Source organism: Citrobacter sp. CtB7.12, assembly GCF_001297795.1.
Taxonomy (GTDB): Bacteria; Pseudomonadota; Gammaproteobacteria; order Enterobacterales; family Enterobacteriaceae; genus Citrobacter_A; species Citrobacter_A amalonaticus.
The window spans coordinates 274578-290167 of the sequence record NZ_LIFT01000007.1; the positions used below are offsets into that span (position 1 = coordinate 274578).

Here is a 15590-nt window from a genome sequence, read left to right on the forward strand (position 1 = left end):
ATTACCATGCAACCAATAAAAGAAGACCCAAACAGACGCAGAGGGCAAAAATTGACAGATCCATCAATAAAGGATGCCAGATTTCACCCGAGTAAATCCGTTCGCGCAGCAGGCGATGGATGAAAAGCCAGAGGAGAAATCCCAGCGCAAAGGCCTTGAACAGCGGCGGGAAATAAACAGATGCGCCAATCACTAAATCCTGTAAGGGCATCCCTGTTGTATTGTGTGCGGAGGTCACAAGCAATAGTCCTTTGCGTCAGGCTACGTTTATCCAGGTTTAGCAAAAACTGGTACGAAGCGTGCTTTTTTCGCGTAATGTCTGAAAAATATGTCTGTCGGTAACCAAATGCAGCAATACATTTGTTTTAGCAATACAATTGCTGCACACTATTCTAAAATCAGTATAATATCTTAGCAAGCTAATTATAAGGAGATGAAATTGGAATCGCCACTAGGTTCTGATCTGGCACGGTTGGTGCGCATTTGGCGTGCTTTGATAGACCACCGTCTTAAGCCTCTGGAATTGACGCAGACGCACTGGGTTACGCTGCATAATATTCATCAACTGCCACCGGATCAATCACAGATACAACTGGCAAAAGCGATTGGCATCGAACAGCCGTCACTGGTACGTACGCTGGATCAGCTCGAAGAGAAAGGGCTTATTTCGCGTCAGACCTGTGTCAGCGATCGCCGGGCCAAACGGATTAAACTGACAGAAAAGGCAGAGCCGCTGATTGCTGATATGGAAGCGGTTATCAACAAAACGCGTGGTGAAATTCTGGAAGGGATTTCTGCGCAGGAAATTGACCTGCTGATTAAACTGATCACCCGACTTGAACACAATATTATTGAGCTACAGTCGCACGATTAATGTCATGAAACGTGTGGTCAGGACCTGACCACACGTTAATTCACTTAGCGCGGAGAAACGGTAACCTGACGACCGTTGCTGGCCAGTACGACACGCTGTCCGGCAGAGAAACGCGTATCACCTTGTTTCTGAACAACCATGATGGTGTTGCCATCATCCTTACGGATTTCCAGTTCAACACCCTGCGTTTTATTCATCGCACCCTGCACGCCTTGTCCGGCGACACCACCGGCGACAGCACCCGCCGCCGTTGCCAAAGAACGACCCGTACCACCACCCACAGTGTTACCCAGGAAGCCACCGAGCACAGCACCACCAATGGCGCCGATCACGTTATCATTATCACCAGCCTGAATTTTTACCGGACGCACGTTTACAATCGTCCCGTAGGTAACGTTCTGAACCTGCTTCGCTTCAGAAGCGGTATAGACATCGCCTGAAAGGCTATCCGTGTTGGCACAACCCACTAAAGATAAGCCAGCCAGTGAAACGATCAGTACACGTTTAATCATTTAAAAATCTCCTGTTCACCATGAAACGCTACCCAAGCATCCCTCATGGTCAAATTATATGGCATTTGCGCGTTTAAGGTCACATGTTCTGTCTGAATGATGCAGAAATCATAATAACAGGCAGCTTAACCAACTTTAAACGAACTATTCAGTGAATTTATTAAATCAACGCGGCGAGGGTGCTTTCGGGAAAAACGTGAATGAAGCGTAGCATTGACTGCGCGTTTATGATGGAGTGTTGGCAAAAAGTCATGCTTAAAAAGGAACATGTATGAAATCGGGCCGTTACATTGGCGTGATGTCAGGAACCAGCCTTGATGGTGTTGATGTCGTACTGGCGACGATAGATGACACGATGGTGGCCCAACAGGGGAGTCTCACCTGGCCGATGCCTGTTTCCCTTAAACAGGCGATTCTCGATATTTGCCAGGGGCAATCTCTGACGCTTTCCCAGTTGGGGCAGTTGGATGTTCGGTTGGGCAAACTGTTTGCCGAGGCGGTCAACGCGCTACTGGCGCAGGAAAAACTGCGTCCGCAAGACATTATCGCTATCGGTTGCCACGGGCAAACGGTGTGGCATGAACCCACCGGCGCGGCGCCGCATACGCTGCAGATCGGCGATAACAATCAAATTGTGGCGCATACCGGAATCACGGTAGTCGGCGATTTCCGTCGTCGTGATATCGCGCTGGGCGGACAGGGCGCGCCACTGGTACCTGCATTTCATCAGGCGCTGCTCGCGCATCCGACCGAGCGGAGAATGGTGCTCAATATTGGCGGCATCGCGAATCTGTCGCTGCTGATTCCAGGGCAGCCCGTGCGTGGATACGACACCGGACCCGGCAATATGCTGATGGATGCCTGGATCTGGCGGCAGTGCGGCAAACCCTATGATAAAGATGCGCAATGGGCCTGCGGTGGGACGGTGATTATTCCGTTGTTACAAACGATGCTCAGCGATCCCTGGTTCTCGCTACCGGCACCGAAAAGTACCGGGCGTGAATACTTCAACTACGGCTGGATTGAACGACAACTGACGGCGTTCCCGGGGATTGCGCCGCGCGATGTTCAGGCGACGTTGACGGAGCTGACGGCGGTCACCATCTCTGAACAGGTGTTGCTGAGTGGGGGCTGTGAACGTCTGATGGTCTGCGGCGGCGGTAGTCGTAATCCTTTGTTAATGACCCGACTGGCGGGACTGCTGCCGGGAACGGAAGTGACGACCACCGATGAGGCCGGGATCAGCGGCGATGATATGGAAGCGTTGGCATTTGCCTGGCTGGCGTGGCGCACGCTGGCTGGTCTTCCGGGCAATTTGCCCTCGGTGACCGGCGCCTCTGAAGCAAGCATTCTGGGCGCGGTGTTTCCCGCCACCCCACGAACTCAGAGTTAACTGAATTTTTCTTTTGTCTTCTGCCGTTACACTGTGGAGATTAGGAGGGTGAATTCACCCTCCTGGACCAGGAAAGTCTACAGGATACGTCTATGAAAAAACTGCTACTCATCTGTTTTCCGCTTATGCTCTCTGGTTGTAGCGTCTACAACCAGTTTGTTGAACGCATGCAAACGGATACGCTGGAATACCAGTGTGATGAAAAACCGCTGACGGTAAAATTGAATAATACCCGTCAGGAGGTGAATTTTGTTTATGACAACAAACTGCTTAATCTGAAGCAGGGTATTTCGGCGTCAGGCGCGCGCTATACCGACGGAATCTATGTGTTCTGGTCGAAAGGCGACGGCGCGACCGTCTACAAACGTGACCGTATCGTGCTGAATAACTGCCAGTTACAAAACCCGAAGCGTTGAGATTTCCAGCAGGGCGGCGCACAATAGCGCCACCCACTGACAATCCGTAGCGAACCCCATGTCTGATAACGACGAATTGCAGCAAATCGCGCATCTGCGCCGTGAATACACCAAAGGCGGTCTGCGCCGCCGCGATCTTCCCGCTGAGCCGTTAACGCTTTTCGAACGCTGGCTGGCTCAGGCATGTGACGCCAGACTGGCGGATCCCACCGCCATGGTTGTAGCGACCGTTGACGAAAATGGCCAACCGTATCAGCGTATTGTGTTGCTGAAACACTACGATGAAAGAGGGCTGGTGTTCTATACCAACCTCGGCAGCCGTAAAGCGCATCAAATCGAAAAAAATCCCCGCATCAGCCTGCTGTTTCCCTGGCATATGCTGGAACGTCAGGTGATGGTGACGGGTAAAGCCGAACGCTTATCGACCCTGGAAGTGGTGAAGTATTTCCACAGCCGTCCGCGTGACAGCCAGATTGGCGCCTGGGTCTCGAAACAGTCCAGCCGCATTTCCGCGCGCGGGATCCTCGAAAGTAAATTCCTCGAATTAAAACAGAAATTCCAGCAAGGCGAAGTGCCGCTGCCCAGTTTCTGGGGCGGATTCCGCGTCAGCATAGAACAGATGGAGTTCTGGCAGGGCGGTGAGCACCGACTGCATGACCGCTTTTTATACCAGCGTGAAAATGATGCATGGAAAATTGACCGTCTCGCACCATAAACCCGGAAAATTGTTGCGTTAAGCGCTAGCGCTGTGTGCGCCAGCGCTTTATTCTATAGAGCTTTCGCGTCTGGCGAAAAGTCGTGTACCGGCAAAGGTGCAGTCGTTTTATACATGGAGATTTTGATGGCAAGCAGTAACTTGATTAAACAATTGCAAGAGCGGGGGCTGGTTGCCCAGGTGACGGACGAGGAAGCGTTAGCAGAGCGACTGGCGCAAGGCCCGATCGCGCTCTATTGCGGCTTCGATCCTACCGCTGACAGCTTGCATTTGGGGCATCTGGTTCCCTTGTTATGCCTGAAACGCTTCCAGCAGGCAGGTCATAAACCTGTGGCGCTGGTCGGTGGCGCGACCGGTCTGATTGGCGACCCGAGCTTTAAAGCCGCCGAGCGTAAACTGAACACCGAAGACACCGTTCAGGAGTGGGTAGACAAAATCCGTAAACAGGTTGCTCCGTTCCTGGATTTCGACTGCGGCGACAACTCCGCTATCGCGGCGAATAACTATGACTGGTTCGGCAACATGAACGTGCTGACCTTCCTGCGCGATATCGGTAAGCATTTCTCTGTCAACCAGATGATCAACAAAGAAGCGGTGAAGCAGCGTCTGAACCGTGACGATCAAGGGATCTCCTTCACTGAGTTCTCCTACAACCTGTTACAGGGTTATGACTTTGCCTGTCTGAATAAACTGCATGGTGTGGCACTGCAAATCGGTGGTTCCGATCAGTGGGGTAACATCACCTCCGGGATAGACCTGACGCGTCGTCTGCATCAGAATCAGGTCTTCGGTCTGACCGTTCCGCTGATCACCAAAGCGGACGGTACCAAGTTCGGCAAAACCGAAGGCGGCGCAGTATGGCTGGATCCGAAGAAAACCAGTCCGTACAAATTCTATCAGTTCTGGATCAACACGGCGGACGCCGACGTGTATCGCTTCCTGAAGTTCTTTACCTTCATGGACATTGAAGAGATCAATGCGCTGGAAGAAGAAGACAAGAACAGCGGTAAAGCGCCGCGTGCGCAGTACGTGCTGGCCGAGCAGGTCACGCGTCTGGTGCATGGCGAAGAGGGCCTTATCGCGGCGAAACGCATCACCGAGAGCCTGTTCAACGGTACGCTGAGCGATTTGAGTGAAGCGGACTTCGAACAACTGGCGCAGGACGGTGTGCCAATGGTCGAGATGGAAAAAGGCGCAGATCTGATGCAGGCGCTGGTGGATTCCGAACTGCAGCCGTCTCGTGGTCAGGCGCGTAAGACCATTGCGTCAAACGCGATCACCATTAACGGCGAGAAGCAGTCGGATCCGGAGTACACCTTCACCGAAGGCGATCGTCTGTACGGCCGCTACACGCTGCTGCGTCGCGGTAAGAAGAATTACTGTCTGGTGTGCTGGAAGTAATCGAAAGTTAGCAGGGGCGTGGGAAACCACGCCCCTTTATTTTTTCAGGGTTGTGGTAAGCAAAAAATGAAGAATATCCTCGCCATTCAGTCCCACGTTGTTTTTGGACATGCTGGCAATAGCGCCGCGGAGTTTCCGATGCGCCGCCTCGGTGCCAACGTCTGGCCCCTCAATACGGTTCAATTCTCTAATCACACGCAATACGGCAAATGGACTGGCTGCGTCATGCCGCCCTCTCATCTGACGGAGATTGTGCAGGGCATTGCCGATATCGATCAGCTGAAGCGCTGTGATGCGGTGCTGAGCGGTTATCTGGGTTCTGCCGAGCAGGGCGAGCATATTCTGGGGATTGTGCGTCAGGTGAAAGCGGCGAATCCGACGGCGAAATATTTTTGTGACCCGGTGATGGGACATCCGGAAAAGGGGTGTATTGTCGCGCCTGGCGTCGCCGAATTTCATGTTCGCCACGCGTTACCTGCCAGCGACATCATCGCCCCGAATCTGATTGAGCTGGAAATTCTCTGTGAACACGCGGTGAACACCGTGGATGAAGCGGTTACCGCCGCCCGCGAGCTCATTGCGCAGGGGCCGGAAATTGTGCTGGTCAAACACCTGGCGCGTGCGGGTTACAGTCAGGATCGTTTTGAAATGCTGCTGGTTACTGCCGATGACGCCTGGCACATCAGTCGTCCGCTGGTGGATTTCGGTGTCCGTCAGCCGGTCGGTGTGGGCGATGTGACCAGTGGTTTACTGTTAGTGAAATTGCTGCAGGGGGCGACAATCCAGCAGGCGCTGGAACATGTGACGGCGGCGGTGTATGAGATTATGATTGCCACCAAAGCAATGCAGGAATATGAACTGCAGGTGGTGGCGGCGCAGGATCGTATCGCTCAACCAGACCACTACTTTAGCGCCACACAGCTTTGACTTGCCTGCCGGATGCGGCGTTGACCGCCGCCATCCGGCCTGATTCGCTTACTGTATTCCTTCCGCCTTCAGCGCTGCCGCAACGCCCGGACGCTCAGCCACTCGTTTCATATATGCCGCAATATTCTCTAAGCCGTCCATATTGAGTTTTACCGCATACGCCCAGCGCAGTACGGTGAAAAGGTAGGCATCCGCGATAGTGAAACGCGAGCCACAAATCCATTGTCCCTCTTTGAGAGCGGCATCAACGTACTGCATTTTCTTTTCAAGAAACGCGCGAACGGTCGGTTTATACTCTTCTGGAGTGTCAGGGCGAAACAGCGGCGTGAAGCCTTTATGCAGTTCAGTCGCAATGTAGTTAAGCCATTCCAGCGTCTTGTAGCGTGAAATGCTGCTTACGGGAGCCAGCAACTGGCGATCAGGAACGCTGTCGGCGAGATATTGCATTATCGCCACGCCTTCGGTCAGCAGCGTACCATCATCGAGCAGCAAAGCGGGAACCTGTCCTTTCGGGTTGACCGCGAAAAAATCATCGCCGTTTTCCAGACGCTTTTTCATCAAATCCACGCCATCCAGCGTGAAATCTTTCCCACTCTCGCGAAGGGTAATATGGGAGGCAAGAGAGCAGGCGCCTGGCTTGTAGAACAGTTTCATCGATAACTCCTTTCAACTGAGGTTTAACGTATCCTGGTTCGGGTTCAGGCAAAAAAAAAGCCGCTAACGCAACGTTAGCAGCTTCATTATGCGTTTCCCAGAAATTTACGCGGTAGCGGTTTTAGACGCTTTCTCGCGAGGTTCGTCGTCCTGAGTCATGCGGTTCAGTTTCGGCGCCGTCAGCAACATCAGAACAGCGATCACTGCGGTCGCCACGCCAATCTGCAGGAACACGCGACCATACACTTCCAGAGACATCAGCGGGTCCGTTACGTTTTCCGGAACCGCCATCATGCTGGCGACATAACCGCCAATGATGTTGGCGCCGGCAGTGGTGAGGAACCAGCTACCCATGATGAAGCCCATCAGACGCTGTGGAACCAGCTGCGCCACCATGGCCAGGCCCAGACCGGAAATCATCAGCTCACCGATACTTTGCAGGCCGTAGCAGATGATCAGCCAGTTAACGGAAACGATGCCCGCATCGGAGGCGAATTTGGCACCCAGCGGCAGGATCAGGAACGCGCCTGAACACAGCACCATACCAATGGCAAACTTCGTCGGCATCGGCAGAGTGTCGCCCATCTTGTTATAGATAGCCGCGAGGATAGGACTACCAATGATGATCCAGAACGGGTTCAGCGCCTGATACTGTTCAGGTTCGAACGCGATGCCAAGAATGGAGTGCTCAACGTTACGGATAGCGAAGAAGTTCAGCGATGTCGGCATCTGGCTGTACAGCACAAAGAAGATGATCGCTTCCAGCATCAGAATGAACGCCACGATCATTTTACGACGAGCCGCACCCTGCATAGAGAAGGCTTCTTTACCGAAGATAATCACGATACCAAGCGCGATCACACCCAGAACCATGCGGGCGATTTGCTGGTTATGCAGCAGCCAGGTGGCGATCGCGATGAGCGCGATAACACCGACGATGGTCAGCAGCAGGTTGCGGAAGTTAATCGGCTCAAAGTCAGGTTTAGAACCGTAGTTCTTCACCCAACGCTGGCAGAACGCGAAGTTCACCACGGTGATCAGCATACCGACAACGCTCAACGCGAACGCGGTGCTCCAGCCGTAATGCGCGGCCAGCCACGGCGTTGCCAGCATTGAGAAGAATGAACCGATATTGACGGACATGTAGTACATCGTAAATGCACCATCAAGACGCGGGTCATCTTTTGCATAGCAGGTCGAGAGCAGCGAGGACGGGTTAGCTTTAAACAGACCATTACCCACGGCAATGGCGGCCATCCCCATATAAACGATGCCAGCGTCGTGTCCGGACCATGCCACCAGGGCATAACCAATAGCCAGGACTACCGCACCAAGCATAATGACGCGCTTGGTACCGAGAACTTTATCGCCTAACCAGCCACCAATGGCGACCAGACCGTAAACCAGGGCGCTAAAAGACGAGAAAAGAGTGATTGAATCCGCTTCAGACATACCCAGTTGTTTAACCAGGTAAACGGCCATAATTCCTTGTAAGCCGTAATAACCGAAACGCTCCCAGAGCTCAATCGAGAAGATGAGATAGAACGCCTTCGGTTGTTTGAAAGCGTTAAGACTGACGCTTTCCGTTGGTTTCTTGTTTGCAGTAGACACTTTAGCCTCTTTTTTTACATCCCATATTAACGGGGGTGTTCTGTCACGTGATACCACTGGGTAGCCGTGAAATTGTTATAGTGGGAGGGGAAACGGCAAGTAATGTTCACTATCTTGCACTTTCAGACAAGTCTTTTGTAATAACCTGTTACATATATCTCATCTGGTGAATTCATCGGGGTAGATAAATGTTATCTAGCGTTAAATTTTTTTAATTGCGTAATGGCAGTTTTTTACGCTGTCAACGGGCCCTGAAAATCGCTGCATGGCGATATGTTCTGCTATGTGCCGTTTAACGTAGTGATAAAGGCCAGTATCTAAAAAATAGCCAGTGTAATGTTTTGTGTATAAAAACTGACTCCTTGTCATCTGATTGTAGAATTAACCAAATTCAACAAAATAATTTACATAGGGTTATCACTATGATCGGGATCACAGTTGGATAGAAATTTTCGTTATTAAAAAAAGGATTAACCTGAATAAGCACTAATCACCAGGATTATTCATTTGTCTAAACCTGGTGACGTGGAATCATTGACGGAATGAAGAGGAAGAAGTAGAGGATAACAAAAAGTTATGGCGGGGCGGATGGGGTTGCCCCGACGAGTCAGATATCGACCTTCTCTTTGTATTCACAAAGATCTTCGATGATGCAGGAGCCACAGCGCGGCTTGCGGGCAATACAGGTGTAACGACCGTGCAGGATCAGCCAGTGGTGGCAGTCGACCTTAAACTCTTCGGGAACCACTTTCAGCAATTTCTCTTCCACCTGCTCAACGTTCTTGCCGGGCGCAAAGTGGGTACGGTTACAGACGCGAAAGATATGCGTGTCGACGGCGATGGTGGGCCAGCCGAAGGCGGTATTCAGCACGACGTTTGCCGTCTTGCGACCCACGCCCGGCAGGGCTTCAAGCGCCGCACGGTCCTCAGGCACCTCGCCATGATGTTGCTCAAGCAGGATGCGGCAGGTCTTAATCACGTTTTCGGCTTTGCTGTTAAACAGGCCGATCGTTTTGATATAGGACTTCACGCCCTCAACGCCGAGTTCCAGCATGGCGGCGGGGGTATTGGCAACCGGGTAGAGTTTCGCCGTGGCCTTGTTCACGCTGACATCTGTCGCCTGGGCCGATAACAGCACGGCGATCAACAGTTCAAAGGGCGAGCTGAAATTCAGTTCGGTCGTCGGATGCGGATTATTCGCGCGTAATCGGGTTAAAATTTCTAACCGCTTTGCTTTATTCATGAGACATTCCCTGGTTCAGCGGAGGGCAACTCCGTTGCGACAGACGCACTGGCGCGACGTTTTTTCATCTTCTCATCAATGAGATATTTCACCGCCAGCATGAGTCCCAGGCCAATAAAGGCGCCGGGGGGCAGCATTGCCAGCAGGAAAGGAGAGTCGGTGTGGAAAATTTCCACGCGCAGCACCTTTGCCCAACTACCGAGCAGCCCATCCGCACCGTCAAACAAGGTTCCGTTGCCGATAATCTCACGTAGAGAGCCCAGCACAAACATAGCGCCGGTTGCGCCCATCCCGATGGAAAACCCGTCGAGCGCAGAGAGCGCCGGACCCTTTTTGGCGGCGAAGGCTTCAGCACGTCCCACCACAATACAGTTGGTCACGATCAGCGGGATAAAAATCCCCAGCGACTGGTAGAGGCCAAAGGCATAGGCGTTGATCAGCATCTGTACCACACTGACGACCGACGCGATAATCATCACATAAATTGGGATACGAATTTCTGCCGGCGTCCAGCGACGTAATGTCGAGACCGCCAGATTAGTCAGGGTCAATACCAGCGTGGTGGCAAGACCCAGTCCCAACGCATTGGTCGCCGTAGAGGTTACCGCCAGCAGAGGGCACAGTCCCAACAGTTGTACCAGTGCCGAGTTGTTTTTCCACAATCCCTGAACGATGACGTCTTTAATTTCGCTCATGATTTATTCTCCGCAGGCCGGAAGTTGAGGAAGTTGTGCCGGCAGCGTCCGGGCATACAGTCCGGCACGCTTGACGGCATTGACCACCGCACGTGGCGTAATCGTCGCCCCGGTAAACTGGTCAAAATCCCCGCCGTCTTTTTTCACGGCCCAGTGGCTGTCGTTATCACTCTGGATTTTTTTTCCGCTGAAACCGGTGATCCAGTCAGACAGACGCCGTTCTATTTTATCGCCCAGACCCGGCGTTTCATGGTGTTCCGTCACGCGAGTGCCTAAAATCGTACCGCTGAAATCGGCGCCGACCAACAACTGGATGGCACCGGAATAACCATCCGGTGCCGTCGCCTCAAGTACCGCCGCCACGGGAGTCCCGTCCTGCTCAGCGATATAAACGCGATGCTCGCCTTTGCCCAGCTCAGGGGCGCTGACCACGACGCAGCGATCCTGCAAACGGTTATTATAGCGATCGGCAGGCAAGACCTGATCAAACAGCGCCTTTTGCTGAATGGCTGCCTGTTCATCAATGGTGGTTTTGGTCAACTGGTTGATGGCGGCGGTGAGTCCGGTCGAGCCAGCGGCAAACAGCGCCAGGGTGATGCCATGTTTACGAATCGTTTTCAGCATGGATTATCCTTTGCGGTGTCCGTACACGCGCGGGCGCGTGTAGTAGTCAATCAGCGGCACCGTAATATTGGCTAACAGTACGGCAAAGGCCACGCCATCCGGATAGCCGCCGAAGCTACGGATTAACCACACCAGCAGGCCCGCCAGTGCGCCAAACACCAGACGACCGCGATTGGTCGTCGAGGCCGTCACCGGGTCCGTCAGAATGAAGAATGCGCCAAGCATCGTTGCCCCACTGAGCAGATGAATCTGCGGGGAAGCCAGCGACTCGGGGGCAAACAGCCAGCCCAGCGTCGCACAGACGCCCAATGAGAGCAGGAAGCTTACCGGAATATGCCAGCGAATGGCTTTTTGCTGTAGCAGAAAAACACCGCCAGCCAGCCAGGCCAGGTTGACCCACTGCCAGCCCGCACCGGCAAACATACCGTTGTAAATGGGGTACTGCATGATCTGCTCAACGGAATGACCTGCATGCAGAGAGGTTTTGAACGTATCCAGCGGCGTGGCCTGGCTTATCCCGTCAATCCCCATACGCAACGTATTCATATCACCGCCGCTGGCGGTATGCCCGGTAAAGATGACCTGCAGCGCATCGACCAGTCCCGGCGCGCTGGCGGCAATATCCTGCGGGGGCAACCAACTGGTCATCTGCACCGGGAAGGAGATTAGCAGCACCACATAACCAATCATCGCCGGGTTGAATGGGTTTTGTCCCAGACCACCATACAATTGCTTGGCAATGATCACCGCGAATACCGTACCGAGGATCACCATCCACCAGGGGGTGAGGGGAGGAATACTGACGGCCAGCAGCAGACCGGTCAGCAGCGCGGAGTTATCTTTTAAAATCGCCACTACCGGCTGTTTACGCAATCTGAGTACGGCGGCCTCCGCCAGCAGCGCACTGGCGCAGGCGAGTACGATCTGGAACAGCGTCCCCCAGCCGAAAAACCACCATTGCACGGCGATGCCTGGCACCGCAGCCAGTAAGACCAGCAGCATAATGCGCGAGGTTTGACGCTGATTATGCGTGTAGGGAGAACTTGCGATTCTGAATACCATTTATTCCTCGTTAACAACCTGCTGCTGAGCGTCTTTTTTAGCTTTTGCGCGCGCTATTGCAGCGGCGATGGCCGCCTTGCGTGGGTCGACCGGTTCCAGGGAGGGGGCAGCTGGTTCGTCGCTGGCCAACTGCGCCTGTTTGCGTGCCTTCGCACGGGCAATAGCGGCCTCGACGGCGGCTTTGCGCGGATCCACCGGTTCAGCCGGTGCGGCAGGTTCGTCGCTGGCCTGCTGTTCCTGTTTACGCGCCTTCGCACGGGCAATTGCGGCCTCGACGGCGGCTTTGCGCGGATCCACCGGTTCAGCCGGTGCGGCAGGTTCGCTGCTGGCCTGTTGTTCTTGTTTGCGTGCCTTCGCACGGGCAATAGCGGCCTCGACGGCGGCTTTGCGCGGATCCACCGGTTCAGCCGGTGCGGCAGGTTGGCTGCTGGCCTGCTGAGCCTGTTTGCGCGCCTTCGCGCGGGCGATCGCGGCCTCAACGGCGGCTTTGCGCGGATCCACCGGTTCAGTTGGTGCAGCAGGTTCGCCGCTGGTCTGCTGTTCCTGCTTGCGCGCTTTCGCGCGGGCGATAGCGGCCTCGACGGCGGCTTTGCGCGGATCGGCATCCACTGCGGTGACGTTCCCGGCCTGTTTTGCTCGTGCCAGCGCTTTGCGCGCTTCGCGAGCGGCTATCACCGCACTATTGTCCGGTTTTTCACCGGCTTTGATCATCACCGGTTGAGTCGCTTGCGCCTGTTTCTCTTTGACGCGAGCCAGGGCGGCGGCAATGGCATCCTGATCTTTTGCCGCAGGCTGCACGGCGGCTTTCTTGTGACGTTCCAGACGCGCCGCTTTCTCTCGCTCCAGGCGAGCCTGACGCGCTTCAAAGCGCGCTTTAGCCTCTGCCGCGCGTTTCTCTTCCTGACTTATTGCGTAAAGCTCGGCTTTCTCCTGACGGAAATATTGCACCAACGGAATATTGCTCGGGCAAACCCAGGCACAGGCACCGCATTCAATGCAGTCGGCAATGTTATGCGCCGTGGCTTTGTCATGCTGTTGCCCTTTACTGAACCAGTAAAGCTGCTGGGGCAGAAGATCTGCTGGGCAGGCGTCGGCGCAGGCGCTACAGCGAATGCAGCCTTTCTCTTCCTGTGGTTCACCCATCTCTGTCGCTGACGGCGCCAGCAAACAGTTGGTGATCTTTACGACCGGCACATCGAGCCACGGTAAGGTGAAGCCCATCAGCGGGCCGCCCATAATCACCATCTGATCGGCAGAAGGGCAGAAACCGGCATCATTTAACAGATGTTTCACTGGTGTACCCAGCCTCGCCCAGACGTTGCCTGGACGACTGACCGTTTCACCGGTGAGAGTCACAACCCGTTCAGTAATCGGTTCTCCATCGACGATCGCGCGTTTTACCGCATACGCCGTACCGACGTTTTGCATCAGTACGCCGATGTCGGAAGAACGACCGCCGTGCGGAACCTGCTTCCCGGTCAGGATTTGGGTCAGCTGTTTTGCGCCGCCTGACGGATATTTCGTCGGGATGACACGCAGTGAGATATCCCGCGCGTCGGCCAGCACCGCACGCAGCATTGAGATGGCTTGCGGTTTGTTATCTTCGATACCGATGAGGACTTCACGAGGTTGCAGAATATGCGCCAGGATGCGGATACCCTCGACAACCTGCGCCGCACAATCCTGCATCAGCCGATCGTCGGCAGTGATATAGGGTTCACATTCCGCCGCGTTGATGATCAGCGTTTCAATTTTGTCGCCGCCACCCTTTAATTTATTGCCGGTTGGAAAGCCGGCACCGCCCAGTCCAGCGACGCCGAACTGGTGAATACGTTCGATTAGGGCTTCGCGGCTCTGCGAACGGTAATCCTGCCAACCTTCGCGTTCAATCCAGCGGTCTTCGCCGTCGGCGTCGATGATCACGCTAAGTTCAGCTAATGCCGAAGGATGCGCCGTTGAGTGGGGCGCAATGGCGACCACCGTCCCGGAAGTGGGCGCATGAACCGGGAGCATTCTTCCCCATCCACGGGTCAGCGCTTGTCCGCGCAATACGTGTTGCCCTTCGGCGACGCACAGTTCACCTTCGGCACCGATATGTTGTTTGAGCGGCATAACAAAGCGCTGCGCGAGGGGAACCTGACGCAGCGGCGTGCCGTTTGACTGGGTTTTCATTTCCGGCGGATGGATACCGCCGTTGAAATCCCAGATCTTATCTTTTCTGAAAGCAGAGAATAACTTAAGCATGTTGTTCCACGGGGATATTACGCACGGGGATCGTGTTCAAATCCCACTTCCAGCTGTCAGGTGTTTCGGCGACCGGACGCAGTTCAATGCAGTGAGTCGGGCAGGGATCCACGCACAGATTGCAGCCCGTGCACAAATCACTCATCACCGTGTGCATGGCACGCGTTGCGCCAATAATGGCGTCCACCGGGCAGGCCTGAATACACTTGGTGCAGCCGATACAGTTGGCTTCATCAATCATCGCCAGCATGCGGACCGGCGCCACATCCTGTTCATCGCCATCAATCGGCTGGGGATCCACGTTCAGCAGTTCAGCGATTTTTAACATCACCGCTTCGCCGCCAGGCGCACAGCGGTTAATTTTTTCACCCTGACTGCCAATCGCTTCCGCATAGGGGCGACAGCCGGGATAGCCGCATTGCCCACACTGGCTCTGCGGCAGAATCTCATCGATTTTTTCAACGACAGGATCATCCTCCACCGCATAACGACGGGAGGCGTAACCCAGGATAGCGCCGAACACCAGGCCCAGCAGGCTCACGGCGGCAACGGCAATCCAGATAGCATTCATTACAACTTCACCAAACCACTAAAGCCCATAAAGGCCAGAGACATTAACCCGGCAGTAATCAGCGCAATGGCGTTACCGCGAAACGGTGCCGGGACATCTGCAACGGCGAGACGCTCGCGAATCGCCGCAAACAGCACCATCACCAGCGAGAAGCCGACGGCGGCGGAAAAACCGTACAGCGCCGACTGTAAAAAGTTATGGCCGAGATTGATATTCAGCAGCGCGACACCGAGAACCGCGCAGTTGGTGGTGATCAGCGGTAAGAAAATCCCCAGCAGGCGATAGAGCGCCGGGCTGGTTTTGCGCACCACCATTTCAGTAAATTGCACCACGACCGCGATAACCAGAATAAAGGCCAGCGTGCGCAGATAAATGAGATTGAGCGGGATCAGGATCCAGGTGTCAATCAGCCAGGCGCAGATTGAGGCCAGCGTCATCACAAACGTGGTCGCAAGCCCCATCCCCATCGCGGTTTCCAGCTTTTTGGAAACGCCCATAAAAGGACAAAGCCCCAGAAACTTAACCAGTACAAAGTTATTGACCAGTACAGTTCCGACAAACAGCAGCAGGTAATCAGTCATTTTTCGGCCTGAAATAAAAAAGCCGCCTATTATCTGACAATCTACAGCAGGCGACAACAGGTTAACT

General features: G+C 54.2%; 17 protein-coding genes. 6 read left to right on the forward strand and 11 right to left on the reverse strand.

The genetic code is table 11. From position 1 onward, the window contains the following. Position 1: 1 nt before the first annotated feature. Entirely contained in the window at positions 2-211 is a 210-nt protein-coding gene (locus AOY24_RS11625) for a DUF1656 domain-containing protein (protein WP_043001939.1), read from the reverse strand. A 222-nt stretch (positions 212-433) separates the two neighbouring features. On the opposite strand from AOY24_RS11625, the gene slyA reads away from it, so the two are divergent. Beyond that, a complete protein-coding gene (gene slyA, locus AOY24_RS11630) occupies positions 434-874 on the forward strand; it encodes a transcriptional regulator SlyA (RefSeq protein WP_080343305.1) in 441 nt (146 codons plus the stop codon). Positions 875-918: 44 nt separating this feature from the next. Here the strand turns inward: slyA and slyB are convergent, their stop codons facing one another. Beyond that, entirely contained in the window at positions 919-1386 is a 468-nt protein-coding gene (slyB, locus tag AOY24_RS11635; RefSeq protein WP_043000799.1) for an outer membrane lipoprotein SlyB, read from the reverse strand. Between the two features lie 271 nt (positions 1387-1657). Here slyB and anmK point away from each other — a divergent pair, with 271 nt between their 5' ends. The 5 genes from anmK (at position 1658) to pdxY (ending at position 6238) form a co-directional block, all read left to right on the forward strand. Next, the gene (gene anmK, locus AOY24_RS11640; RefSeq protein WP_054176667.1) at positions 1658-2779 is read left to right on the forward strand and encodes an anhydro-N-acetylmuramic acid kinase; all 1122 of its coding nucleotides are present in this window, start codon (positions 1658-1660) and stop codon (positions 2777-2779) included. A 92-nt stretch (positions 2780-2871) separates the two neighbouring features. Continuing rightward, positions 2872-3195, forward strand: coding sequence for a C-type lysozyme inhibitor (gene mliC, locus AOY24_RS11645; protein ID WP_044254665.1), 324 nt, complete (start codon positions 2872-2874; stop codon positions 3193-3195). Between the two features lie 58 nt (positions 3196-3253). Further along, positions 3254-3910 carry a pyridoxamine 5'-phosphate oxidase gene (gene pdxH / locus AOY24_RS11650; RefSeq protein ID WP_043000796.1) on the forward strand — a complete coding sequence of 219 codons (657 nt, stop codon included), beginning with the start codon at positions 3254-3256 and terminating at the stop codon, positions 3908-3910. A 126-nt stretch (positions 3911-4036) separates the two neighbouring features. Next, the gene (tyrS, locus tag AOY24_RS11655) at positions 4037-5311 is read left to right on the forward strand and encodes a tyrosine--tRNA ligase (protein ID WP_043000795.1); all 1275 of its coding nucleotides are present in this window, start codon (positions 4037-4039) and stop codon (positions 5309-5311) included. Between the two features lie 66 nt (positions 5312-5377). Further along, positions 5378-6238 (forward strand): pyridoxal kinase PdxY, encoded by an 861-nt coding sequence (pdxY, locus tag AOY24_RS11660; RefSeq protein WP_054176668.1) that lies wholly within the window; start codon positions 5378-5380, stop codon positions 6236-6238. 48 nt (positions 6239-6286) lie between these two features. Here pdxY and gstA read toward each other — a convergent pair whose 3' ends face one another. The 9 genes from gstA to rsxA all read right to left on the reverse strand — a co-directional run bounded on the left by gstA (position 6287) and on the right by rsxA (position 15523). Beyond that, positions 6287-6892 (reverse strand): glutathione transferase GstA, encoded by a 606-nt coding sequence (gene gstA / locus AOY24_RS11665; RefSeq protein ID WP_054176669.1) that lies wholly within the window; start codon positions 6890-6892, stop codon positions 6287-6289. 105 nt (positions 6893-6997) lie between these two features. After that, the gene (gene dtpA / locus AOY24_RS11670; protein ID WP_044328051.1) at positions 6998-8503 is read right to left on the reverse strand and encodes a dipeptide/tripeptide permease DtpA; all 1506 of its coding nucleotides are present in this window, start codon (positions 8501-8503) and stop codon (positions 6998-7000) included. 607 nt (positions 8504-9110) lie between these two features. Next, complete coding sequence (nth, locus tag AOY24_RS11675) at positions 9111-9746, reverse strand: endonuclease III (RefSeq protein WP_054176670.1); 636 nt, start codon at positions 9744-9746, stop codon at positions 9111-9113. Continuing rightward, complete coding sequence (locus AOY24_RS11680; protein WP_043000790.1) at positions 9743-10441, reverse strand: electron transport complex subunit E; 699 nt, start codon at positions 10439-10441, stop codon at positions 9743-9745. Before AOY24_RS11680 ends, nth begins: the two co-directional genes overlap by 4 nt. 3 nt (positions 10442-10444) lie before the next feature. After that, entirely contained in the window at positions 10445-11065 is a 621-nt protein-coding gene (gene rsxG / locus AOY24_RS11685; protein WP_044254656.1) for an electron transport complex subunit RsxG, read from the reverse strand. A gap of 3 nt (positions 11066-11068) precedes the next feature. Further along, positions 11069-12127: an electron transport complex subunit RsxD gene (gene rsxD / locus AOY24_RS11690; protein ID WP_054176671.1), complete on the reverse strand. Its 1059-nt coding sequence runs from the start codon at positions 12125-12127 to the stop codon at positions 11069-11071. After that, the gene (gene rsxC / locus AOY24_RS11695; RefSeq protein WP_054176672.1) at positions 12128-14371 is read right to left on the reverse strand and encodes an electron transport complex subunit RsxC; all 2244 of its coding nucleotides are present in this window, start codon (positions 14369-14371) and stop codon (positions 12128-12130) included. Then, positions 14364-14942, reverse strand: coding sequence for an electron transport complex subunit RsxB (gene rsxB, locus AOY24_RS11700; protein WP_043000785.1), 579 nt, complete (start codon positions 14940-14942; stop codon positions 14364-14366). Before rsxB ends, rsxC begins: the two co-directional genes overlap by 8 nt. Next, a complete protein-coding gene (gene rsxA, locus AOY24_RS11705) occupies positions 14942-15523 on the reverse strand; it encodes an electron transport complex subunit RsxA (protein WP_003029144.1) in 582 nt (193 codons plus the stop codon). Before rsxA ends, rsxB begins: the two co-directional genes overlap by 1 nt. Positions 15524-15590 lie beyond the last annotated feature (67 nt).